Origin of the sequence: Aeromonas sp. QDB31 (genome assembly GCF_027707605.1) — a bacterium.
GTDB classification, from domain to species: Bacteria; Pseudomonadota; Gammaproteobacteria; order Enterobacterales; family Aeromonadaceae; genus Aeromonas; species Aeromonas media.
This window is the reverse complement of the sequence record NZ_JAPCIX010000012.1, coordinates 38,750-62,081: the sequence shown is the minus strand read 5'-3', so window position 1 is coordinate 62,081 and position 23,332 is coordinate 38,750. Positions and strand designations below refer to the sequence as shown.

General features: G+C 60.9%; 21 protein-coding genes. 7 read left to right on the top strand and 14 right to left on the bottom strand.

Annotated features, from left to right (window positions below; all coding sequences use genetic code 11):
- Nucleotides 1-4: 4 nt before the first annotated feature.
- From PG898_RS13500 to PG898_RS13485, 4 genes are all read right to left on the bottom strand, one after another.
- Nucleotides 5-382, bottom strand: a complete 378-nt coding sequence (locus PG898_RS13500; RefSeq protein ID WP_333563616.1) for a VOC family protein — start codon at nt 380-382, stop codon at nt 5-7.
- Between the two features lie 69 nt (nt 383-451).
- Nucleotides 452-1,156: a helix-turn-helix transcriptional regulator gene (locus PG898_RS13495; protein ID WP_042650675.1), complete on the bottom strand. Its 705-nt coding sequence runs from the start codon at nt 1,154-1,156 to the stop codon at nt 452-454.
- Nucleotides 1,157-1,221: 65 nt separating this feature from the next.
- Complete coding sequence (locus tag PG898_RS13490; RefSeq protein WP_218410708.1) at nt 1,222-2,181, bottom strand: helix-turn-helix domain-containing protein; 960 nt, start codon at nt 2,179-2,181, stop codon at nt 1,222-1,224.
- A 94-nt stretch (nt 2,182-2,275) separates the two neighbouring features.
- Complete coding sequence (locus PG898_RS13485) at nt 2,276-3,046, bottom strand: MBL fold metallo-hydrolase (RefSeq protein ID WP_139751711.1); 771 nt, start codon at nt 3,044-3,046, stop codon at nt 2,276-2,278.
- A 268-nt stretch (nt 3,047-3,314) separates the two neighbouring features.
- Here PG898_RS13485 and PG898_RS13480 point away from each other — a divergent pair, with 268 nt between their 5' ends.
- Nucleotides 3,315-3,728: an Hsp20 family protein gene (locus PG898_RS13480; protein WP_025325189.1), complete on the top strand. Its 414-nt coding sequence runs from the start codon at nt 3,315-3,317 to the stop codon at nt 3,726-3,728.
- Nucleotides 3,729-3,820: 92 nt separating this feature from the next.
- Nucleotides 3,821-4,261: an Hsp20 family protein gene (locus tag PG898_RS13475; RefSeq protein ID WP_139751710.1), complete on the top strand. Its 441-nt coding sequence runs from the start codon at nt 3,821-3,823 to the stop codon at nt 4,259-4,261.
- An 83-nt stretch (nt 4,262-4,344) separates the two neighbouring features.
- Here PG898_RS13475 and PG898_RS13470 read toward each other — a convergent pair whose 3' ends face one another.
- Nucleotides 4,345-5,598 carry a valine--pyruvate transaminase gene (locus PG898_RS13470; RefSeq protein WP_043132726.1) on the bottom strand — a complete coding sequence of 418 codons (1,254 nt, stop codon included), beginning with the start codon at nt 5,596-5,598 and terminating at the stop codon, nt 4,345-4,347.
- Nucleotides 5,599-5,880: 282 nt separating this feature from the next.
- On the opposite strand from PG898_RS13470, the gene PG898_RS13465 reads away from it, so the two are divergent.
- Nucleotides 5,881-6,114 carry a hypothetical protein gene (locus PG898_RS13465; RefSeq protein WP_005326321.1) on the top strand — a complete coding sequence of 78 codons (234 nt, stop codon included), beginning with the start codon at nt 5,881-5,883 and terminating at the stop codon, nt 6,112-6,114.
- On the opposite strand, the gene PG898_RS13460 is transcribed toward PG898_RS13465, so the two are convergent.
- Nucleotides 6,080-6,868: an AraC family transcriptional regulator gene (locus PG898_RS13460; protein WP_270824375.1), complete on the bottom strand. Its 789-nt coding sequence runs from the start codon at nt 6,866-6,868 to the stop codon at nt 6,080-6,082. The genes PG898_RS13465 and PG898_RS13460 overlap by 35 nt on opposite strands.
- A 93-nt stretch (nt 6,869-6,961) precedes the next feature.
- Between PG898_RS13460 and PG898_RS13455 the strand changes: the two genes are divergently transcribed.
- On the top strand, nt 6,962-8,089 hold the full coding sequence (locus tag PG898_RS13455) for a multidrug effflux MFS transporter (RefSeq protein WP_270824376.1): 1,128 nt from the start codon (nt 6,962-6,964) through the stop codon (nt 8,087-8,089).
- Between the two features lie 4 nt (nt 8,090-8,093).
- On the opposite strand, the gene PG898_RS13450 is transcribed toward PG898_RS13455, so the two are convergent.
- From PG898_RS13450 to PG898_RS13425, 6 genes are all read right to left on the bottom strand, one after another.
- Entirely contained in the window at nt 8,094-8,777 is a 684-nt protein-coding gene (locus PG898_RS13450; RefSeq protein ID WP_270824377.1) for a response regulator, read from the bottom strand.
- Between the two features lie 50 nt (nt 8,778-8,827).
- Nucleotides 8,828-11,416 (bottom strand): sensor histidine kinase, encoded by a 2,589-nt coding sequence (locus tag PG898_RS13445; RefSeq protein WP_270824378.1) that lies wholly within the window; start codon nt 11,414-11,416, stop codon nt 8,828-8,830.
- Nucleotides 11,417-11,668: 252 nt separating this feature from the next.
- Entirely contained in the window at nt 11,669-12,184 is a 516-nt protein-coding gene (locus PG898_RS13440; RefSeq protein ID WP_218410670.1) for a potassium-transporting ATPase subunit C, read from the bottom strand.
- A 62-nt stretch (nt 12,185-12,246) separates the two neighbouring features.
- Nucleotides 12,247-14,310, bottom strand: a complete 2,064-nt coding sequence (kdpB, locus tag PG898_RS13435) for a potassium-transporting ATPase subunit KdpB (protein WP_270824379.1) — start codon at nt 14,308-14,310, stop codon at nt 12,247-12,249.
- Between the two features lie 67 nt (nt 14,311-14,377).
- Nucleotides 14,378-16,057 (bottom strand): potassium-transporting ATPase subunit KdpA, encoded by a 1,680-nt coding sequence (gene kdpA, locus PG898_RS13430; protein ID WP_270824380.1) that lies wholly within the window; start codon nt 16,055-16,057, stop codon nt 14,378-14,380.
- A gap of 330 nt (nt 16,058-16,387) precedes the next feature.
- A complete protein-coding gene (locus PG898_RS13425) occupies nt 16,388-16,825 on the bottom strand; it encodes a winged helix-turn-helix transcriptional regulator (protein ID WP_226170909.1) in 438 nt (145 codons plus the stop codon).
- A 109-nt stretch (nt 16,826-16,934) separates the two neighbouring features.
- Between PG898_RS13425 and PG898_RS13420 the strand changes: the two genes are divergently transcribed.
- Genes PG898_RS13420 through PG898_RS13410 form a run of 3 tightly spaced genes read left to right on the top strand, consistent with a single transcriptional unit; the run spans nt 16,935 to nt 19,690 of the window.
- Nucleotides 16,935-17,885, top strand: a complete 951-nt coding sequence (locus PG898_RS13420) for an alpha/beta fold hydrolase (RefSeq protein WP_270824381.1) — start codon at nt 16,935-16,937, stop codon at nt 17,883-17,885.
- Nucleotides 17,886-17,896: 11 nt separating this feature from the next.
- Nucleotides 17,897-18,901: an NADP-dependent oxidoreductase gene (locus PG898_RS13415; RefSeq protein WP_270824382.1), complete on the top strand. Its 1,005-nt coding sequence runs from the start codon at nt 17,897-17,899 to the stop codon at nt 18,899-18,901.
- Between the two features lie 51 nt (nt 18,902-18,952).
- Complete coding sequence (locus tag PG898_RS13410; protein ID WP_270824383.1) at nt 18,953-19,690, top strand: SDR family NAD(P)-dependent oxidoreductase; 738 nt, start codon at nt 18,953-18,955, stop codon at nt 19,688-19,690.
- A gap of 254 nt (nt 19,691-19,944) precedes the next feature.
- On the opposite strand, the gene gorA is transcribed toward PG898_RS13410, so the two are convergent.
- Nucleotides 19,945-21,294 carry a glutathione-disulfide reductase gene (gene gorA, locus PG898_RS13405; protein ID WP_270824384.1) on the bottom strand — a complete coding sequence of 450 codons (1,350 nt, stop codon included), beginning with the start codon at nt 21,292-21,294 and terminating at the stop codon, nt 19,945-19,947.
- Between the two features lie 76 nt (nt 21,295-21,370).
- Nucleotides 21,371-23,329, bottom strand: a complete 1,959-nt coding sequence (locus tag PG898_RS13400) for an ATP-binding protein (RefSeq protein WP_270824385.1) — start codon at nt 23,327-23,329, stop codon at nt 21,371-21,373.
- Nucleotides 23,330-23,332 lie beyond the last annotated feature (3 nt).

The window sequence follows — 23,332 nt, the reverse complement described above, 5'->3', positions numbered from 1 at the left end:
CGACTCAGCCCAGTCCCGGTGCCAGGCAGTAGAGGCGCAGGCGATGGCCATCGGGATCAAGCGCCATGCCGGTATAGCCAAACTCCATCCGGGTCGGCTGCTGGATGATGGTCAGGCCGTGAGCCTGCCATTCGGCCAAGCCCTTATCGACACTGGTTTCGTCGGGCAGCGGGAAGGCCAGCTCCATGGCCCCTGCACTCTGGGTAGCTGCGGGTTCGACGGTGGCGTTGGACCAGAGCGCCAGTTTTGCTCCCGATTCGAACGCGAACATGGCAAAGGTGGGGGACTCCTCTACCGGCGGGCGGCCGAATAGCTTGTGATAGAAGCGGGCGCTGCGCGCCGGATTGGCGACATAGAGAATGGTGAGTGGTGGGACTAACAACATGGTGACGCTCCTTGTTTCGGGGAGGGCGCATCTGCGCCGACCCCGTCAGCATGGCGTCACCTGCTGTCAGTTTCTGTCAGCAATGAATTTGGGTTGCGGGATCTGCTGGGTGGCGCGCCATGCTTTCAGCAAGCTCTCTCTGTTTTTGGGATAGCGGCTCTCTTCCTGTTTCATCCAGGTGATGCGATCTACCCGAAAGTGACGAAAGCCCTGGCGCAGCTGGCACCAGGCGACCAGTACCCGCACCTGTTCGAAGTAGCCGAGGGCAAAGGGCCATACGGTGCGCTCCGAACTCTCCTCCTTGAGATCCCGATAGCTCAGGGTTACCTTGCGCTGCTGGCGGATGGCGCTGCGCAGTGGAGCCTCGTCGACGGGGCTGTCGCCGCGAGAGGTGCCGATCAGCAGGGCATTGCTTTGGAGCTGCTGGCGATAGTCGGCGGGCAACACGGCTTCTATCTTGGCCAGCGCACTGCTGGCCGATGCACTCAAGGCGCTGTCGCCGTGGGCGACCACCCAGCGCGACCCCAATACCAGCGCATCCAATTCCTCCTCGCTGAACATCAGCGGCGGCAGCATGAAGCCGGGGCGCAGTACATAGCCGATACCCGGTTCTCCCTCGATATGGGCGCCTTGCGCCTGCAGGGTAGCGATGTCCCGATAGAGGGTGCGCAGACTGATACCAAGCCGGCTGGCCAGCTCTGTGCCTGTGATGGCGTAGCGGTGGCCGCGTAGTAGCTGGAGCAGGGCCAGCAGGCGTTCGGAACGGGACATGGGATGTCTCCTCGGGATTTTTGGTTATCCTGCCATAGCGGGTTGAAAGGGTACAAAGTGCATCATCATGGCTTGTTGCCGCCAAATGCTCGGCGCCACTCGCTGGGAGAGACGGCGAAACGTGCCCGGAAGTGATTGCGCAGGGAGGTGGCGCTCTTGAAGCCAATCAGTTCAGCGATACGCTCAATGGAATGACCGCTCACCTCCAGCAACTCCTGACTGCGCCTGAGCCGCTCCGCCAGCAGCCATTCACCTACCGAAAGACCAGTGGCCTGATGAAAGCGGCGGGTAAAGGTGCGCCGGCTCATCAGGGTATGGGCCGCCAGAGTATCCAGGGTATGGGGTTCGGCCAGATGAGCGCGCAGATGATCGAGCAACTGGTTCATCCTGGTATCGCGGGTGGAGGCGGGAACCGGCTGCTCGATAAACTGGGCCTGACCTCCTTCCCGGTAGGGCGGGATCACCAGCCGCCGCGCCACCTTGTTGGCGATGGCCGAGCCGTAGTACTGCCGCACCAGATAGAGGCAGCAGTCCAATCCGGCCGCGGTGCCTGCCGAGGTGACCAACCCCTCGTCATCCACATAGAGAGCATTGGTATCGAGTTGCACGGCGGGAAAGCGGCTCATGAAGTCTTGCTCGTACTCCCAATGGGTCGAGGCCCTGCGTCCCTCCAGCAGGCCGGCATAGGCCAGTACATAGGTGCCGAGACAGAGTCCGACCAGCCGGGCGCCTCTGGCTCTGGCGGCGATCAGGGCATCGAGTAGCGCCACGGGCGGCCGAACTGCCGGATCGTGCCAGAAGGGGATGACGATGATGTCCGCCTCGGTCAGCCCCTCCAGCCCATAGGGTGCCTGAATGGTGAAACCTTGTGTCGAATGGGAATGGATGCTGGCGTCACCACAGCAGAGCCTGAGCTCGAACAGCGGCTGACCCGGCAGGATATCGCCGAAAATGAGGCAGGGGACTGCGCAGTGAAAAGGGCTGAAGTGATCGAAGGTCACCACGGCAACGATGGGGGAAGGCATGGCGTTGGCATCCTCTCTGCGCAGAGCAATCATCATAAGCGTTTGCAGCCGAAAGCCTAAGGGCCATGCTCGATGTTCGGCATGGCCCTGTTAGTTACAGTGAGAGAGCCTCGCCATCCTCCGGCACTCGTACCCGATCCGTCATGCCTCGATCTGTCAGATAGGTGCGCAGCTCCTGGCGTGACAGCACGGCGTGGTTGACCGCTTCCATGTGGCTGGCGATCAGGGTGGCCTGTGGTGCAGCCTGATATACGGCGGCGACATCCTCCTTGCCCATGATGATGGAACCGAGCCCCGGCACCTGGGCATCGCCGCAGTTGAGGATGATCACCTCGGGCTGGTGCAGTTGCAGGGCCTGTTTCACCTGAGCATTCCAGACTGTATCACCGGCCAGATAGAGACTCGGCTCATCTGGGTGGGAGAAGACCACGCCGCACACTTCACCCATGCGCTCGCCCAGTACCGCCATCAGTTGATCGCTGCCGTGCTGGCCACCGGTCTGCTGCAGGTGTATACCGGCAAATTCGGCCTGCTCGCTCAGCAGGCGGACATCCTCAAAGCCACTGGCACGAATGGCATCGGCATCTTTCTGATGTTGTACAAAGAGCGGCAGATGCTTGGGGACCAACGTTCTGGCGGCATCATCCCAGTGGTCAGGATGATCGTGGGTGACAATAACGGCATCCACATCGACAAGCTCATCGATCGGCAGCGGCAGCTCGACCAGTGGATTGCGCAGCTGGCTGTTGGCGGTGCCCTCAAAGCCGGGGAAGGCACCCTTGGCTGAGAGCATGGGGTCGATCAGAAAGCGGGTGCCGGCATAGTCGAGCAGCAGGGTGGCGTTGCGAACCTGGGTAATCTTCATGGGATGGTTCCATATTGGCTGGTGTATATGCAACCCATTATGGGGGGCGGAGCGCGTTGCCATCAGTGGCCCATGGGTCGATTATCATCACTATCGGGTCAACAGGATGGAGCGCCTCATAAGTAAAAAATCTTAAAAAAATCCCTTGAAAGGAAAAAGTGAGCCCCTATATAGGTAACAAGGCCGGAACGCTCGACAGAGGTTTCGACCAGGCGCCCGTCCATCAGGAGGGCAAACAATCCGTTATCGCTCACAAGAGGGTAATACTATGCGTTCTATCGACTTTTCTCCGCTCTATCGTTCTGCCATTGGTTTCGATCGTCTGGCCAATCTCATCGAATCTGCAGCCAGCAATGGCAATGCTGGTTATCCCCCCTACAACATCGAGCAGCTGGGTGACAACGACTACCGCATCAGCATGGCGGTGGCGGGCTTTACCCAGGAAGAGCTGGAGCTGAGCTTCCAGGAAAATCTGCTGACGGTGAAAGGCAACAAGCAGGCTGACACCGAGCGCCACTATCTCTATCAGGGCATCGCCGAGCGCGGCTTCGAGCGTCGCTTCCAGCTGGCCGACTATGTGCGGGTGAAAGGGGCCGATCTCAAGAATGGTCTGCTGCACATCGATCTGGCCCGTGAAGTGCCCGAGGCGATGAAGCCCCGCAAGATAGAGATTAACGGCTGACAGCCTGAACTCACTGCGATTTTCACATTTCCCGGGTGCCGATGACGGGCCTGTGGAGAGTCAAACCTGTTGCTTATTAGAAGGATAGGATTATGCGTAACCTCGATTTTTCTCACCTCTCTTCCAATGCCGTCGGCTTCGAGCGGATGGCCCGCGAGCTGGAAGGCCTGTTCGACCAGAAGGCGGCAGCCTATCCCCCTTACAACATCGAGAAGCGGGAGCATGACGGCTACCGCATCACGGTTGCCGTGGCTGGCTTCGAGCGCGACGAGCTGGAGCTGGAGACCGAAAACGGCACCCTCAAGGTGAAGGGGCGCAAGGCCGCTGTGGCTGGCGAGCGTCAGTTCCTCCATCAAGGGATCGCCGAGCGTGACTTCGAGCTCGCCTTCAAGCTGAGCCAGCACGTGGAGGTTCAGGGGGCAAGGCTGGAGCATGGTCTGCTGACCATAGATCTCGCCCGCGAATTGCCGGAGGCACTCAAGCCCCGCGCCATCCCCATCGGCAAACCCGATCAGCTGGCGCTGCCGAGCTAAGCCGGGAATGTCAGGCCGGGGAGCCTGACACCAGAGACGAGAAAGGCCTGCGATCGCAGGCCTTTCTTTTATCTGCAGGCGAGTCAGCTGCCGCGGTAAATGGCGTTGATTTCGTCCGCCAGTATGGCGATGCCGCGCCGCACCAGCTCCTCGCTCTGGGAGTAGTTGAGGCGGATGCACTCCTGACTGTGGCGCCACTCGGGGTCGTCGATGCCGGGGAAGAAGTAGTGACCTGGCACTATCAGCAGGTTCTTCGCCTTCAGCCGCTCGTAGAGCGCCTGGCAGTGGATCGGCAGGCCTTCGAACCAGAGCCAGAGGAAGAGGGCGCCTTCCGGTTTGTGGATGTGGAAGCGCGGATCGGGAATGGCTTCTCGCAGCAGTTGCACGGCGAAGTCGGCCTTCTGCTTGTAGAAGGGTTTCACCACCTGCTCGCTCAGGGCGATGATCTCGCCGCTCTCTATCATGGGGATGGTGATGGCGGGTCCCAGGCTGCCAGGCGCCAGGTTGATGATGCCGCTCAGGTTGGTGATGGCCTGGATGATCTTCTCGTCGGCGATGACGATGCCGCAGCGGGTGCCCGGCAGGCCCAGCTTGGAGAGGCTCATGCAGAGGATGGTGTTGGCATTCCAGAACGGCTTGGCCTCGCTGAAGATGATGCCAGGGAAGGGCACGCCGTAAGCGTTGTCGAGCAGCAGCGGGATCCCCTTGTCGCGGGCGATCTGATCCAGATGCTCAATCTCTTCATCGGTCAGCACGTTGCCTGTGGGGTTGGTCGGACGGGAGACACAGATCACTCCGATGTCGTCGCCCACCTCCAGGCTCTCGAAATCCACATGGTATTTGAACTGGCCGTCGGCCAGCTTCTCTATGGTGGGCTTGTAGGCGACGAAGTGATCCTCCGCCAGGGCCGAGTCCGCATAGCCGATGTATTCGGGGGCCAGGGGGAAGAGCACCTTCTTCTTGCGGCCATCGGCGAACTCGCCGGCCAGCAGGTTGAACAGATAGAAGAAGGCATTCTGGCTGCCGTTGGTCAGGGCTATGTTGCGGGCCGAGATGTCCCAGCCCAGCTCTCTCTTGAGCAGGGCGGCCAGCGCCTTGGTGAACCTGTCCTTGCCTTGCGGGCCATCGTAGTTGGCCATGGCCTTGATCAGCTCGCCATTGTCAAGCAGCTGCTTGGCCTCGGTCTGAAAGCGTTCCAGCATGGCGGGGATGGGGGCCGGATTGCCGCCTCCCAGCATGATGGCGTCCGGATTGAGCAGACCCTGATTGAGGTCATCCATGAGTTGGGTAATGCCGGCGTGGCGAGTGAACTTCTCGCCGAACAAGGAGAATTCCATTCGGTGACAGATCCAGAGTCAGTTACGGGGGAGCTAGCACCATATCTCAGTTTAAAAGCGGGTGTCGATCAAAATCATGGGACGTTCCACGTGGAACGGGCTTCGGAAAATGGATGTGGTAAAAATAACCACTTATGGGTTTTAAAATAACCAATAAGATGGAAGTGGATGCCTCAAATGGAATCTGTTTTTATTTTATTTAAACAAAATCAACTACTTATATAGTTGGCACGACTATTGGAATAACTCTCTGGTCATCTCAATCATACCGGAGCAAACCAGATGAAGACCCTGATCGCCACCCTGATAATGAGCACCCTGAGCCTGAATGTCATGGCAATTGAAAACCTCAGACCTGAGCTGGATACCGCCAAACTGGGGCAGGAGATGCTGGCCCAGCAGCAGCAGGCATCCCGGGCTGTGGTGCTGGATGCCCTCAGCAACTTGAAGCCACTGGCGCTCGATACCCTGGTGGTAGAAGCTAGCTCGGCTGATGCGACTCACCCCGAGAGTTGAGGTAACGCAGGGGAGTTTGTCCCGTGTGTTGCTTGAAGAAGCTGATGAAGGCGCTGTCGCTGGAAAACTCCAGCGCAGTGGCAATCCGGCTGATGGGCACGGCCTCGGCCAGCAGCTCCATGACGCGCAACAATCGCCACTGCTGGCGCCAGGCCTGATAGTTCATGCCGGTCTCCTTCATGAAGATGCGACCTATGGTCTTGTCACTGGCACCCACCCGCTCGGCCAGCCGGTTGAGCCGCTCGGGCAGGATGTTGCCCCGCTTTATCTCCTGTAGCCAAGCCCCCAGTCGCGCATCCGTTGGTAGTGGCAGTTGCCAGGTTTCCCGCGGTGCTTGCGCCAGCTCCTCCATGAACAGCGCCAATGTCAGGCGCTGTTCCGCTTCAGGCTTATTCCATGGCCAGAGCGCCATTCGTTCAATGATTTCCCGCAGCAGTGGATTGACTGCCACCACCTGCACGCTGGCTGGCAGCTCTGGCTGTGGCGTGAAGTAAAGGGAGCGATAGGCCACCACACCGCGCATCAAAACCTGATGGGGCACACCAGCCGGCAGCCAGGCCGCCCGGCTGGGTGGCAACAGATAGACCTGGTTGCCCAGCTCTATCGTCATGCACCCGGCCTGGGCAAACAGCAGCTGGTGGCATTGGTGCACATGTTGGCCGGAATCATGCCAACCCAGCGCGGAGGCAATGCCGATCACGCCGCCATTCAGGCGGTCGGGGTCGAAAGGGTGATCGGGAAGAATAAAGGCCATATGTCCGATTATTGATGTTTATAGTCCTGGATATTGTAATCAGACATTTAGAGTCTCTCTAGAATGGCAACCTCTTATTTAAGGAGATTTGTCATGAACAACAAGTTGCCACCGCTCTGGCTGGTGGTGGGATTGATGATGTTCCCCCAGATAGTGGAGACCATCTACAGCCCGGCGCTGACCCAGATCGCCACCCAGTTCCGGGTGAGCGACGGGCAGGCGTCCCAGACCCTGTCGGTCTATTTTCTGGCGTTTGCCGTGGGTGTCGTCTGCTGGGGTCGGCTCTGTGATTTGATAGGGCGGCGCCCGGCCATGCTGGCCGGTCTGTTGACCTACGGACTCGGTACCTTGCTGGCGTTGCTGGCGACCGAATTTGAAACTCTGCTGCTGGCCAGGATCATCTCGGCCTTTGGGGCCGCCGTGGGATCGGTCGTGACCCAGACCATGCTGCGTGACAGCTACCAGGGCAGTGATTTGGCCAAGGTCTTCTCTGTGATGGGGGCGGCCCTGTCCATCAGCCCTGTGCTGGGGCTGGTGAGTGGTGGTCTGCTGGCCGAGCAGTTTGGCTATCTGGGGGTCTTCAGCGGCCTGATGGTGCTGGCCCTGGTGCTGGGATTGATCGCCAGCTGGCGGTTGCCGGAAACCCGTCCAGAAACCACGACCAGTATTGCCCTTTGGCCACTGGCGTGCCGGATGGCTCGGGATGGTGGACTCTGGCGCAGCGCCCTGCTGGTCGCCCTGTTCAATACCATGCTGTTCGGTTACTACAGCCTGGCGCCCTTTCTGTTCGCTGAGCAGGGGTGGAGTGCCAGCGAGTTTGGTTATTCCGGTGCCGTACTGGCGTTGGCGACCCTGCTCGGCAGCCTGCTGAACAAGCGCCTGCTGGGTAAAGGGTGGCAACCGGCCTCACTCATCCAGTTGGCCGCATCGCTGGCACTGGGAGCGGGTGCTGCAGTGTGGGCGAGCCAGAGTTCGCTCTGGTTCCTGCTGCCCATGATGGGCGTTGTGGTGGCCTATGGTATCGCTATCCCCAACGTATTGAGTCAGGCCTTGCTGGCTTATCGGGAGGTGGCAGGCAGCGCCGGTGCCCTGTTCGGGCTGGCCTACTACCTGCTGCTCAGCCTGGGGCTGGCGTTGGCGGCCGGCTTGCAGGATCTGGGTCTGCTGATAGTTGGCTGTGGTCTAGTGGCCGTACTGTGTAGCGGACGGCGTTCCACGTGAAACATCAGCTACCGATAAAACGGTAGCCGATGCCGGCTTCGGTTTCGATCAGACTGGGTTGCTGGGGGTTATCCCCCAGCTTCTTGCGCAGGCTGGCGATGACGATGCGCAGATAGTGGGTATCTTCCTTGTGGCTTGGCCCCCAGATGTCGTTGAGCAGCTGGGTCTGCATCACCAGCTTGCCAGGGTGACACACCAGGGCCTGCAGCAGGGCGAACTCCTTGCGAGACAGGGAAATCTCTTCATCCTTCATGGTCACCTTGTGACTGCCGGTATCCAGGCTCAGACCACATTGCGGGAAGTGGCGGCATTCGCCGCTGCTGACTCCGGCTCGCTGGCGCAGCAAGGCGCGGATGCGGGCCATCATCTCCCCGATGCCGAACGGCTTGCTCATGTAGTCGTTGGCCCCCGCATCCAGCAGCCGTACCTTCTCCTGTTCCGAATCCCGAGCCGACAGTACCAGCACCGGGTTGGGGTGATGCTCGCGGATGGCCTGCAAGATCTGTATACCATCCCCGTCCGGCAGGCCGAGATCCAGGATCACCAGATCGGGATTGAGGTGGCGATACTGCGCCAGCCCTTCGTTGACACCCACCGCCTCGCTCACCTGGTGCCCTTCGGCAATCAGGCTGATCCGCAGAAAGCGGCGAATGGCCGCTTCATCATCAATGACCAGGATATGAGCCATCTAACCTCCAGAGGCGAGTGTTGAAGGGTCAGGAACCCGAAATGTACGCATCATACCTCAGGTGAGTTGAGGGAGAGCGGCAGGGAGATGCGCATGCAGGTACCGTTGCCGTTGGGGCCGGAGAATGCCCAGATGCGACCACCGTGGGCCTCTATCATGGCGCGGGAAATGGCGAGTCCAAGTCCGGTGCCGCGACTGCCGCAATCCCCCACCGGCTGGGTGTAGAACAGATTGAAGATCTTGTCCCGATCCGACTCCGCGATGCCAACCCCGATGTCGATGATGTCGATGATGAGGTCCGGGTCCGCCAGCATCACTTTGAACTCTATGGGGGTGCCGGCTGGCGAGTAGCGGGAGGCGTTGTCGAGGATGTTGACCAGCACCTGTTCGATCAGGGCACCGTGCACATAGAGCTGGGGGATCTGCTGATCGAAGTGGATCAGCAGCCTGTGCTGGCGCCAGGAGGAGTCCAGCCGCTTGCGGGCACTCTCCACCAGGTCGGCGAGGTCGACCCACTCCCGCTTCAACTGGAAGTCCGGGGAGCCGATGCGGGTCATGTCCAGCAGGTTCTGCACATAGCTGTGCAGACGGCGCGCCTCCTCCTGCACCGAGTGAAGCAGCTCGCTGCGATCCTCGGCACTGATCCGGTCACCGTATTCCAGTAGTGTGCTGCCGGCCCCCATGATGGTGGCGAGCGGTGTCTTCAGATCGTGGGAGACCGAGGAGAGCAGGGCGGCACGCATCCGATCCGTCTCCGCCTGCAACTGACTGTCGGCCAACCGCTCGTTGAGATCGATCCGCGCCAGGGCGGCACGGATGTCGGTGAGCAACGCCTGCAACTGGTGCTCGGCGGAGGAGGCGAGCGGGCTGGCCAGCCGTATCCCCAGCACCAGATCATCGGTGAGGTGGTGATACTGGGCCTCTGCCGCATTGAGGGTGGCGGTGTGAGCCCCCGCGCTCTGCTTCTGGGCCAGGCACCAGTCGATGGCGGCCTTGTCAGTCTGGCCAGGTCCCCGTACCTCGTCTCCGGCCCTGTATTGGTACTCCTCATCCAGGGCAAACACGGGCTGTCCCAGGGCCAGGGAGATGGCCTGGGTACCCTGCCTGAGCACCTCCACCGGGCTGCTGGCGGTGGCTAATCCCTGGCTGAGAGAGAGCAGGGCGTTGCCAAGCTGCTGGGTCTCGCGCAAGCCCACCAGTTGCTGGCGCTGGCGGGAGGCGAGACGCCCGGCCGTCATGCCGACGATGAGCAGCACGAACAGATTGAGTAGGTCGCTGTGGTTGGCGACGCTCAGGGAGAAGTAGGGGGCGGTGAACAGCAGGTTGTGGCCGACGAACCCCAGCACTGCCGCCAGGATGGCGGGCACCAGGCTGGTGGAGAGGGCAGTGGCGAGCACCCCCAGTACGAACAGCAGTGGCAGGGAGGCGGAGGGCAGCCAGTGAGAGAAGCCCCAGGCGATGGCCGAGGTCGTTCCCATGATCAGCAGGGCCAGCAGGCTTTGGCGAATCTCCCTGGGGCCTGCAGGGTGCAACTTCAGGCTGGGTTTGCGCTTCCCGGTGTCCACCAGTGTGATCTCGAATCCCTGCGCCTGTTTCAGCAGGTGTTGCACCAGGGAGCGGCGCCAGGGTGGGCTGTGGGGCTTGCCAAGCAACAGCTGTGAGACCTGCTGCTGTTCGGCTGTCTCCAGCAGGGCATCGGCGACCGCCGGGCTGGAGAGCGTCAGCACCCTGGCACCCAGCTGGGAGGCCAGCGCCAGCGCCTGCTCCAGCTCAGGGGAACGTTGCCCCTTGCTGTCGATGTGTACTACCAGCCAGGGCAGTTGGCGACGCTGGGCGAAGCGGTGGCCGTAACGTACCAGGGCGGCCCCGTGCTGATCCCCGAGGCAGACCATCAGCTTGCCCCGCAGCGGTAGCGTGGTCTTGCCCGCCGCCTGCCACTGCAGTTGCAAATCCCCTTCCACGTGGCTGGCGGCAGTCTGCATCGCCAGCTCGCGCAGGGCGGTCAGGTTGTTGAGGGAGAAGAAGGATTGCAGGGCGGCCTTGGCCTGATGGGGCACATAGACCTTGCCCTCCTTGAGCCGGCCGAGCAGCTCCTTGGGGGGCAGGTCTATGAGGACTATGCTGTCCGCTTCCAGCAGCACCTGGTCGGGCAGGGTCTCCTTGACCCTGACCCCGGTCAGTTGCCACACCAGATCGTTGAGGCTTTCCAGGTGCTGAACATTGAGGGTGGAGTAGACATCGATGCCGGCGCCGAGCAACTCCTCCACATCCTGCCAGCGTTTCTCGTGGCGGCTGCCGGGGGCATTGGTGTGGGCCAGCTCATCCACCACTACGATGGCGGGCTTGCGTTCGAGCAAGCCATCCAGGTCCATCTCCTCCAGTCGCTGCTGGCGGTGGTGATGCAGTTTGCGTGGCTGGATGGCGAGCTTGTCGAGCAGCGCCAGGGTCTCCTGGCGCCCGTGGGTCTCGACCACGCCGATGAGAATGTCGACTCCTTCCCTGGCCTGTTCCCGTACCGCCTGCAACATGGCGTAGGTCTTGCCTACGCCGGGGGCGGCGCCGAGGAAGACCTTCAGCTTGCCCTTGTGTTCCTCTTCCAGGCTTGCCAGCAAGGCGTCGGCCCGAGCCTCATCACGCATTCCCGTGCTCCTGCTTCATGCCTGCCAGCAAGGCACCCGCCTGTACCTCATCACGCATTCCTGTACTCCTGCTTCATGCCTGCCAGCAAGGCACCCGCCTGTACCTCATCACGCATTCCCGTGCTCCTGTTTCATGCTTGTCAGCAAGGCACCCGCTTTTACCACATCACGCATCATCATCCTTATGGAGCAACTGCCGGCTCGGTTCGACAATCTGGGTCGCCCTCCAACTCGGGGCAGCCTGGCGCGCCATCATGCGTCCTTGTGCTGATCGAGCAACAGATTCAACTGGAGTATGTTGACCACCTGGGGGCCAAGGATACCAGCTTGTGTCGACGACTTGACCTGCTCCGTCAGGGAAGCGGGATCCAGCCCGCGTTGCTTGGCGACGCGATCCACCTGGGCCAGCACGGCATCCAGAGGCAGGTGGGGATCCAGGCCAGAACCTGAGCGGGTCAGCATGGCGGGGGACTGGTAGTTACCCTGGGCCTTGGCAAATTCGCTGCGCAGGGGGGAGCTCACCCCCAAGTTGCTGGCGCCGCTACCTATGGTGGTGAAGTCGCTGGCGGAGGGGCGGGAGTGGAAGTACTCCGCCCGCTCGAATTTCTGCGCCAGCAGGGCGCTGCCGACCAGCTGCTGCTTGGCATCTGTCAGCTGGCTGCCGTTGGCCTGCCAGGGGAACAGCAGCTGGGCCAGTCCGGTGACGGCCAGGGGGTAGCCGACACCCAGCAGCAGGGTCAGGGTCAGCAGGGTTCTGATTGCTATCATGATTCTCTTGCTCCAAAGGGTATTGAGGGGGATGCGGGTTGGCCCGCATCTCAGTCAGTTAGTTACACCAGCCCCAGGCCGGTGATGACCAGGTCGATCAACTTGATTCCAATGAAGGGCACGACCAGGCCACCGAGACCATAGATCAACAGGTTGCGGCGCAGCAGGCTGGCGGCAGAGCCCTTCACGTTGACCCCCCGCAGCGCCAGCGGTACCAGCGCCACTATGATCAGGGCGTTGAAGATGATGGCCGACAGTATGGCGCTCTCTGGGCTGCCGAGCTGCATCAGGTTCAGCGCCCCCAGCTGCGGGTAGGCGGCGATGAAGAGGGCCGGCAGTATGGCGAAGTACTTGGCCACGTCGTTGGCGATGGAGAAAGTGGTCAGGGCGCCCCGGGTGACCAGCAACTGCTTGCCCACCAGCACCACGTCCAGCAGCTTGGTGGGGTTGGAGTCCAGATCCACCAGGTTGCCCGCCTCCTTGGCGGCCTGGGTGCCTTCGTTCATGGCCAGTCCCACGTCCGCCTGAGCCAGGGCCGGTGCGTCGTTGGCGCCGTCACCGCACATGGCGACCATGCGGCCATCGGCCTGTTCCTGGCGGATATAGGCCAGCTTCTTCTCCGGGGTTGCCTCGGCGATGAAGTCATCCACCCCGGCTTCGGCGGCGATGGCGGCGGCGGTCAGCGGGTTGTCCCCGGTGATCATCACAGTGCGGATCCCCATGTGACGCAGGATCTGGAAGCGGGCCTTGATGCCTGGCTTGATGATGTCCTTGAGGTACACCACCCCCAGCAACTGCTCGTGGGTGCAGACCAGCAGCGGGGTACCGCCCTGACGGGCGATGTTGTCGACCGCCTTCAGGATGAGCTCGGGCACTCCCTTGCGATCGAGGGAAAGGTAGTTGAGCACCGCATCCACGGCCCCCTTGCGATATTGATGACCGTTGCGATCCAGACCGCTCAACCGGGTCTCGGCGCTGAAGGGGATCACCTTGTCGCTCTCGAGCTGGCTCGGCTTGGCCATGCTCTTGCCAGCCAGGGTCAGGATGGACTTGCCCTCGGGGGTGTTGTCGCCGAGGGAGGCCAGCATGGCGGCCTGGGCCAGCAGGGAGGGATCGACACCGGGGGCAGGGATCAGCTCGTCGGCCATGCGGTTGCCGAAGGTGATGGTGCCTGTCTTGTCCAGCAGCAGGGTGCGCACGTCACCGGCGGCCTCCACGGCACGACCTGACTTGGCGATCACGTTCAGTTTCACCAGCCGGTCCATGCCGGCGATGCCGATGGCGGAGAGCAGGCCCCCTATGGTGGTCGGGATCAGGGTGATGAAGAGGGCCAGCAGGTAGAGCCGCGGTACCTGGGTGCCGTTGTAGTCGAGGAACCAGGGCAGGGTGGCGACCACCAGCAGGAAGATCAGGGTCAGACCCACCAGCAGGGCATCGAGTGCCATCTCGTTCGGGGTCTTCTGGCGCTTGGCTCCCTCGACCAACGCGATCATTCTGTCGAGCGTGCTCTCGCCGGGATTGTTGGTCACACGGACCCAGATCTCGTCGGACACCACAGTGGTGTTGCCGGTCACGCCGCTGCGGTCGGTGCCGGACTCGCGGATGACGGGGGCGGATTCACCTGTGATGGCGGCCTCGTTGACGGAGGCGATACCGGCAACGACTTCACCGTCGGCCGGGATCATCTCGCCGCTGCGCACCAGCACCAGATCCCCTTTTTGCAGGCTGGTGGCCGCGACCCATTCGCCCTGGCCATCTTTCAGATCCCGCACCCTGCGTGCCTGGAGCTGGCTCATGCCCGCCTTCAGGCTGTCGGCCCGCGCCTTGCCGCGGCCTTCTGCCAGGGTTTCGGCGAAGTTGGCAAACCACAGGGTCAGCCACAACCAGGCCGTCAGCTGCCAGGCCAGGCTGGGAGTGACCCCGGACAGGGGCTGGCCCAGCAGGGACTCCACGGTCGCCATCACGGCGGCCAGCCAGAGGGTGAACAGTATGGGGCTGCCAAACAGCGCCTTGGGGTTGAAGCGATAGAAGGCTTCGATCATGGCCTGCACGACTTGTGAGGTCTGTTTCTTGCCCTTGCCCTTCACCTTTTCGGTACGGGCAGGGATGGAGATGGACTTGCTCATTTGAATGCTCCCAGCATCAGATGTTCGGTCATTGGCATCGGTAAAGTGACTGACATGAACAGGGTCATCAGAGCGCTCCCAGTATCAGGAGATGCTCGGCGACGGGGCCCAGCGCCAGTACCGGCAGGAAGGAGAGACCGCCTATCAGCAGCACTGTGATGATCAGCAAGGTGATGAACAGCGGACCGCGGATGGGGAAGTCACCCTCGCCGGCATCCTGTTGGGAGGCGCGCGAGAGCTGACCTGCTATGGCCAGTACCGGAATGATGTAGCCGAAGCGACCGAGCAGCATGGCCAGACCGATGGCGACGCACTGCCAGTTGTCTGCGGCGGCGAAGCCCCCGAAGGCCGAGCCGTTGTTGCCGGCGGCCGAGGCGTAGGCATAGATGAGGCGTGACAGACCGTGAGGACCGTCGTGACCCATGATGGTGGTGGCATCCGGCATCAGCAGCGTTACCCCGCCGATCACCAGAACCCCGACCGGCATCACCAGCATGCTGGCGACTACCCATTTCATCTCGGTGATCCCGAGACGCTTGCCGAGATAGGTCGGGGTGCGTCCAACCATCAGGCCGCACAGGAACACGGTCAACAGCACGAATAGCATCATGCCGTAGATACCGGCACCCACGCCGCCGAAGATGACCTCACCGAGCAGCATGTTGATCATGCCGACCATGCCACCCAGCGGGGTGAAGCTGTCGTGCATGGCGTTTACAGAGCCGTTAGAGGCCGATGTGGTCGCCACTTCCCAGATGCTGGAGAGTACAGGGCCGAAACGGCTCTCCTTGCCTTCCCAGTTGCCTGCCTGGGTGGTGAGCTGGGCGAGCGCCGGATCCGGTTGCAGTTCCTGATAGACGGACAGACCGAGCCCCAGCACGAACAGCAGCGTCATGGCGGTGAGGATGGCGCGGCCGTGGCCGGTATCCTTCACGTAACGGCCCAGGGTACAGACCAGGGCGGCGGGAATGGTCAGCAGGGCGACCATCTCCAGCCAGTTGGAGAGGGCGGTCGGGTTCTCGAACGGGTGGGCCGAGTTGACGCCGAAGAAACCGCCGCCGTTGGAGCCGAGTTGCTTGATGGCGATCTGCGAGGCGGCAGGGCCGAGCGGCAACAACTGCTCCTGACCTTCCAGGGCGTGGAACGGCAGATAGGCCGACAGACTCTGGGGAACCCCTTGCCACACCAGCAGCAGCGCCATGAGCAACGCCATGGGCAGCAGCACATAGAGGCAGAAGCGCACCAGATCCTGCCAGAAGTTGCCAAGGTGTATGGTCTGCTGGCGGGAGAGGCCGCGAAACAGTGCGATAGCGACAGTGGCACCGGTGGCGGCCGAGACGAAGTTCTGGGTAGTGAGTCCCACCATCTGGCTGAAGTAGGAGAGGCTGGCCTCACCGGAATAGGCTTGCCAGTTGGTGTTGGTCATGAAGCTGACCGCGGTGTTGAAGGCGAGTTGCCAGTTCAGGCCCGGCAGCTGTTGCGGGTTGAGGGGCAGCAGGCCCTGGGCCATCAGGATCAGGAACAGCAGACCGAATCCGGCGCCGTTGAAGGCCAGCAGGCTGAGGGCGTAGGACTTCCAGTCCTGCTCCCGTCCGTCCGTGCCACAGCAGGCCAGGGTGGCGCGCTCGACCGGCGCGAGCCAGCGGCTCTTGCCCTCGAACACACGATACATATAGCTGCCGAGCAGGGGTGCCGGCAGCAGGACCAGCAGCACGAAGGCCACCGGATAGATTATTTCTTGCCACATATCAGATCCCTCACTCATGGTCGCTGTGCATCAGTGCACGCATCAGATAACCGATCAGAGCGAGGATCAGCAGCAGGTATAGCCAATTCATAACGACTCCGTTGAGATAATTAGCGCCGAGAGTCGATGCAAATCCATATCGACTCCGTTGGTGTCATTGACGCTGAAAGGGTATGTAAAACGGCCGTAAAGGCGCCATAAAGGGGCATTTGGGGATCGTAAAATCGGCGTAAAGAACGCCGGTTTCAGAGGCGAACGGGTGGGGAGGGATCAAAAAACCCGGCCTGGGCCGGGTTTGGGTGAAAGACGATGCGATTGCCAAATCATCTGTCAGTTTTCATCAGGCATCACCACGCGCAGCGGGCGGGTCCCAATTTTTGCCCCGGTCACTTCATCGACCACGATGGCTTTGATTTCTGTGCCGGCCTCCATATCGAAGAAACGGATCATGTTGTCGTCGCCCCGATATTGGCGACCCCACTCACCAATCATGAAGAGTATCGGTAGAAAATCGCGACCGGCGGCGGTCAGCAGATACTCCTCACGGGGTGGATGTTCAGAATACAGCCTTTTTTCTAGCAAACCCTCTTCGGTCAACGTCGCCAGTCGGCGGGTCAACATCGTGGGTGCTATCCCCAGACTTTTCCGGAATTGATCAAAGCGAGTGAGACCGGCATGGGCATCGCGCAGGATCAATATGCTCCATGCATCACCAGCAATCGCCATGCTGCGCGCGATTGGGCATGGGGTATCGTAACTTTTTTTCATGTTCATACTGTTTTGATAGTGACTTGGTTGTGAATTGATAGTAAGTTGATATCAATTTGATAGTAACACTGCAACCACAAACAATCCACCCAACACGGAGATCTCGGACATGGTTACAAAGAAGATGGGGATCGCCTCGATAACCGGGAGATCTGCCGGTCACCGCCCGGTGACAACACTACGTCAGACAGGGCATATGCATTGGAAAGATGTGCCGACCCGTACCCTTGATGTGAACGGAACATCTTTTGCCTATCGGGCGCTGGGCCCCGACACCGGTGTGCCGGTGATCTTTTTGCACCATCTGATGGCGGTACTCGATGACTGGGATCCCAGTGTTATCGATGGCATCGCGGCGAAGCGCCGGGTTATCGCTTTCGATAATCGCGGCGTCGGCGCCTCGGGGGGAGCGGTGCCACATACCATTGAGGAGATGGGACGTGATGCCATCGCCTTTATTCGCGCCATGGGATTGTCGCAGGTCGATCTGCTCGGGTTTTCGTTAGGTGGTGGTGTGGCGCAAATGGTGGCTTTGCAGGCGCCGGATCTGGTGCGCCGGATTGTGCTTGCTGGGACCGGGCCGCGGGGAGGTGGCGGTATCGACGAGATCAACAAGATTGCCGCCACCGCCTACCTCAAAGCGGCATTGACGCTGAACGATCCGCGGCACTTCCTGTTTTTTCCCCGCACACCTGATGGCAAGCGCGCGGCAAAAGAGTACTTCTCTCGCCTGAAAGCGCGCACGACTGACCGTGACCAGCCCATCTCCCTGCAGGCCAGATATGCCCAGCTCAAGGCGATCCGGAGTGCGGGATTGAGTGCGCCGGATGATCTCTCGGTCATCACGCAACCGGTGTTCGTGGCCAATGGTGACCATGACCTGATGGTCGATAGCAGACTATCAGCGGACATGGCTCGCCGGCTGCCGAATGCCCGACTGACGATTTACCCCGACTCGGGGCACGGTGGCATTTTTCAGCACTATCGGGCCTTTGTGCCCGAGGTGCTGGCCTTCCTCGCGGATGACGCAGACCTGACCCCGATGCACAGCCAAGGATGAATGACCGAACCATGAAAGCACTCACATTCAAACGTTACGGCAAGTCGCCGGAGATTGGGCTCACGGATATCCCGCGTCCCGCACTGAAGGCGGACGAAATGCTGGTTCAGGTTTATGCCGCTGGCCTGAACCCGATCGACAACATGATTCCGACCGGCATGTTCAAACCGGTGCTTCACTTTCAGCTTCCCGCCACATTGGGCAGCGATCTGGCCGGTGTCGTGACCGAGGTTGGCAGTCAGGTGACCCGTTTCAAGCCGGGCGATGCCGCCTTCGCCAGTATTTTCGATTTCGGAACCGGATCGCTGGCCGAATTTGCGGTGGTGCCTGAGCGCGCAGCGGCGTTGAAACCAGCCAATCTGGATTTCGTGCAAGCCGCCTCGATCCCGATGGTCGGGCTCACCTCATGGCAAGCGCTGAAGGAGCGCGCCAATCTGCAGGCTGGTCAAAAGGTGTTTATCCCTGCCGGATCCGGTGGCATCGGCACCTTTGCTATCCAGCTTGCCAAGCTGCTGGGGGCCAAGGTGGGCACCACCGTCAGTAGCGGTAACATCGAACTGGTGCGCGAGCTGGGGGCCGATGAGGTGGTCGATTACAAGCAACAGGCATTCGAGTACCAACTGCACGGCTACGACGCCGTGCTGGGGACCGTCAGGGGAGATGCGATCGAAAAAGCCATCGATATCCTCAAACCGGGCAGCAAGATTATCTCCCTCACCGGCCCGCTGGATGCTGCCTTCGCGCGGGCCCGGGGGCTGAACGTATTGCTCCGCCTCCTGTTCGGGCTGATGAGCCGAAAAATCAGGTCGCGGGCGAACAAGCGGAATATCGCCTACTCGTTCCTGTTTGTGCGTCCCGATGGCGACCAACTCACCGAAATCGGCGAGCTGCTCGACGCTCAACGCATCAAGCCGGTGATCGACAAGGTATTCCCGTTCGACCAGGCCAAAGAAGCGCTGGAGTACCTCGCCAAGGGCCACGCCAGGGGCAAGGTCGTCGTCAGCATCAAGCAGTGATCACGGCTGCATTGGTTCGTTCACCCACGTAACTCATATCAAGGAAATAACATGACCACACTTCCGACTGTTTTTATCACCGGCGCCTCCAGCGGTATCGGAGCCACCTATGCTGAACGTTTTGCTCGTCGCGGCCACGATCTTGTTCTTGTTGCGCGCAACAAGTCGCGCCTGGATGCACTGGCCATGCGCCTGCGTGAGCAACACCAGATAGCCGTTGAGGTGCTGCAGGCTGACCTGACCAATTCGGCAGAGCTGCCGGCACTGGAAACTCGCCTGCGGCATGACGCACGTATCGGCATCCTCATTAACAATGCCGGTATGCCGCAATCCGGGCATTTTCTGGAGCAATCTCCCGAGGCCATCGAATCCCAGATCGCGCTGAACATAACCGCATTGACGCGGCTCGCCGCAGCGATCGCACCGCGCCTTGCGCAATCCGGCACGGGGAGCATCGTCAACATTGGTTCTGTGGTGGGATTTTCGCCCGAGTTCGGTATCTCTCTTTACGGTGCGACCAAAGCCTACGTGCTGTTTTTGTCGCAGGGGCTGGCTCATGAACTGTCACCCAAAGGGGTCTACGTGCAAGCCGTGTTGCCGGCCACAACCCGCACCGAAATCTGGGCGCATGCAGGTGTGGATGTCAACACTCTCCCCGAGGTGATGGAAGTGGGCGAGCTGGTTGATGCTGCATTGGTCGGGTTCGATCGCCGCGAGTTGGTGACGATTCCGCCGCTTCATGTCGCCGAACGCTGGACCGCTCTGGATGCGGCACGTCAAGGGCTGTAAAGGGGAATTCAGTTGTCGAAGCCGGCCTGATGGTGATCAGGCCGGCTTCGACGTGCTTAGCGCATCGTGACAAATTCTTCCGCGCTGGTGGGATGAGGCGTGGGAACGCAGTTGTTGAAGCTGGCCTGATAGTGACAGGCCAGTTTCAAACGTGCTTATCGCATTGTCACAAACTCTTCTGCACTGGTGGGATGAGGAGTGGGAACGCAGTTATTGAAGCTGGCCTGATAGTGACAGGCCAGCTTCAAACGTGCTTATCGCATTGTCACAAACTCTTCCGCACTGGTCGGATGGATGGCAACGCAGTTGTCAAAGTCTGCCTTGGTGGCACCCATCTTCATGGCAACGCCGAAACCTTGCAGTATCTCGTCCATCGCAAAGCCGATACCGTGCAGACCGACCACCTTCTCTTCCGGGCCGACACAGACCAGCTTCATCCGGGTGGGTTGGCGATGCTGGGTCAGCGCCGAGTACATGGCGGTGAACTGGCTGCGGTAGACCTTCACCTGATCTTCAGCGTATTCGGCGATGGCTTCCGGCTCGGTCAGCCCTATGGTGCCGATGGGTGGGTGGCTGAACACCACGGTCGGTACCAGATCGTAGTTGAGGTGCTCGTTGGGCTTGTTGTTGAACAGCCGCTCGGAGAGGCGACGACCGGCCGCGACGGCCACCGGGGTGAGCTGGATGCGCCCCGTGTTGTCACCCACCGCATAGAGGTTGGCGACGGCGGTGTTCTGGAACTTGTCGGTCGGGATGAAGCCCTGCTCGTCCAGGGTGATGCCGGTGGCGGCCAGATTGAGGTTGTCGGTGGCGGGCATGCGGCCGATGGCCCAGATCAGGCAGTCCACCGTGAGATGGCGGCCATCTTCCAGTTGCAGGGTCAGGCTTTCGTCGGCGTTTTTGACCACGGCCTTGGGCACGGCGTGGGTGTGCAGCTTGGGCCCTTCCTGGGCCATGATCTCCACCAGGGTCTCGTGGATCATGGGATCGAAGTTGCGCAGCGGCGCATGCTTGCGCACCACCAGGTGGGTCTCGGAGCCGAGTGCCTGCATCACGCCGGCGATCTCCACGGCGATATAGCCGGCGCCGACCACGGCGACCCGCTTGGGTTGGGCTTGCAGCTCGAAGAAGCCGTCGGAGTCGATGCCGAATTCAGCACCTGGTATGGTCGGAACCTCGGGGCGGCCGCCGGTGGCGATCAGTATGTGATCGGCGCTGTACTGCTCGCCATCAACCTCGATGGTGTTGCTGCTGACGAAACGGGCAAAGCCCTTGATGACGGTGATCTGGTTCTTGCCCAGCACGTTCTCATAGGACTTGTGGATGCGGCCGATGTAGGCCTGACGGGACTCGACCAGCCTGGCCCAGCTGAAGTGATTGAGGGTGGTATCGAAGCCGTAGTCGGATCCATACCTCAGGGCATCGGCGATCTGGCCGGCATACCACATGGCCTTCTTCGGCACGCAGCCGACGTTGACACAGGTACCCCCCAGCTCTTTGGCTTCAATCAGGGCGACTTTCTTGCCATACATGGCAGCCCGGTTGGCCGAGGCGATGCCGCCGCTGCCGCCGCCGATGGCGATATAGTCAAAATGCTGTGCCATTGCGAGGTTCTCCGCTCGTTAAGAATGCAATCACAGCATGATGGGGACAAAGTGGCCGGCTCACAAGAGCCGACGCTCAGTTCTGCTGGATGGGCAGGCGAATATGGAACTGGGCTCCCTGGCCCGGTTCGCTGGCGCAATGGATGCGGCCACGGAGCAACTGCACCACCAGGTTGTAGATGATGTGGGTGCCGAGCCCGCTCCCCCCCTGGCCCCGCTTGGAAGTGACGAAGGGATCGAAGATGCGCGGCAGTATTTCCGGGGGGATGCCGCGGCCGTTGTCACTGTAATCGATGACCAGCTCGTCACCCTGCTGCTCCACCCTGATGGTGATCTTCTTGGGCCTGTCCCAGCCGTCGAAACCGTGATGGATGGAGTTGAGGATCAGATTGGAATAGATCTGGGTGAAGCTGCCGGGGAAGGAGTAGATGGCCAGCTTGGGATCGCATTGAATGTCGACTTCGCACTGGGCCTTCTTCAGCTTGTAGCCGAGGGAGACCACCACCTGATGCAGATTGTCGGCGAGGCTGAAGTTGTAGCGCGCCTCGGACGACTGATCCACCGCCACCTGCTTGAAGCTGGCGATGAGCTCGGAGGCTCGCCTCAGGTTGCCCTGCAGCAATTGCATCGACTCGTCGAGATTCTGGGTGAACTCGTTGAGATAGGAGCGTGACAACTGCTTGGCTTCGAGGTGCTGCTTGAAGTCGGCCACCTGCTCCTGCAGATAGGAGGAGGCGGTCACGCTGATGCCGATGGGAGTGTTGATCTCGTGGGCCACGCCGGCCACCAGGGAACCGAGGGAGGCCATCTTCTCCGACTCCACCAGGGTCTGCTGCGCCTGTTTCAGGTCGTCATAGGCCTTGCCCAGCTGGTCGTTGGCATCGCTCAGGCTGCGAGTACGCTCCGCCACCTTGCCTTCCAGCTGTTCGTTGAACAGGGTGATCTCCCGCTCCACCTTCTTCAGACGGGTGATGTCATAACCGAAACCAATCAGATACTTGAGATTGGGTCCCTCGTAGAAGGGGGCGAAGGTCCACTGCAGGACGAGCTCGTGGCCCTGCTGGTCATGCATGATGATCTCCCTGTCATCGAGAGAGCCCTGGTCCGACAGGATGGCTGCCAGCTCGGCCCTCTGCTCCTGGCTGACGAAGAGATCCAGCCAGTTGTGCTGGAGCAACTCCTCATGATGGTAACCGGTGAGCAGGATGGCGGCCGGGTTGATGCTGGCGATGTTGAGATCCGGTTCCATGCAGCAGATGACCATGTTGGCCGAGTTGATCAGGGTGGCGGAGAAGTCCCGCTCCTGCTGGAGTTGATCCGCCGCCTGATGGCGGGCCGTGAACTCGTCGTTCAGGCGGGTACGCATCTGGTTGAGGGTGGCGGCCAGCGCATCGAACTCGTCCGGATGCTTGCGGGGCAGGGGGCGCCCCTCCAGCGTCAGCTCCACCGCCAGCCGATCCAGGCTCAATTTCTGGGCGTAGCTGACGATGCGGTTGATATGACGGATCACCAGGTAATAGATGATGACCAGGATGCAGAGCGAGACGACCAGGGTCTTGATGGTCTGGCTGACCAGGATCAGCACCGACTTCTCGATCAGTCGCTGGTAGACCTGCTCCAGGGTGGCGGCGACGAACAGCTTGCCGACCACTTCCCCCTGATAGGTGAGGCTGAATTCGCGGGAGATGTCGTATTGCGCCTGCTCCACACCCTGGGTCAGCAGCGGCACTTCCGAGTTGCCCAGCATCTCCTTGACCATGACGAACTGCATATTGGGCAGGTTCATGATGCCTTCGATCTGCACCTTGACCTGCTCCTCATCCAGGTTCCACAGACTGGCGGAGATGGGTTGCAGGAAGGAGGCCTCGATCTGGTCGATGCTGGCCTCGATGACGGTCACGTCCTTGTTGTAGTCCCAGGCGAGCTGCAGCACCGTGATGACCAGCGCCAGCACGGTACTGCAGATCAGAATGTAGGAAAGCAGACGATAAGAGAGTCCGTTAAGGCCGAAGGCCTTGGAGAAGATTCCTGACATGGC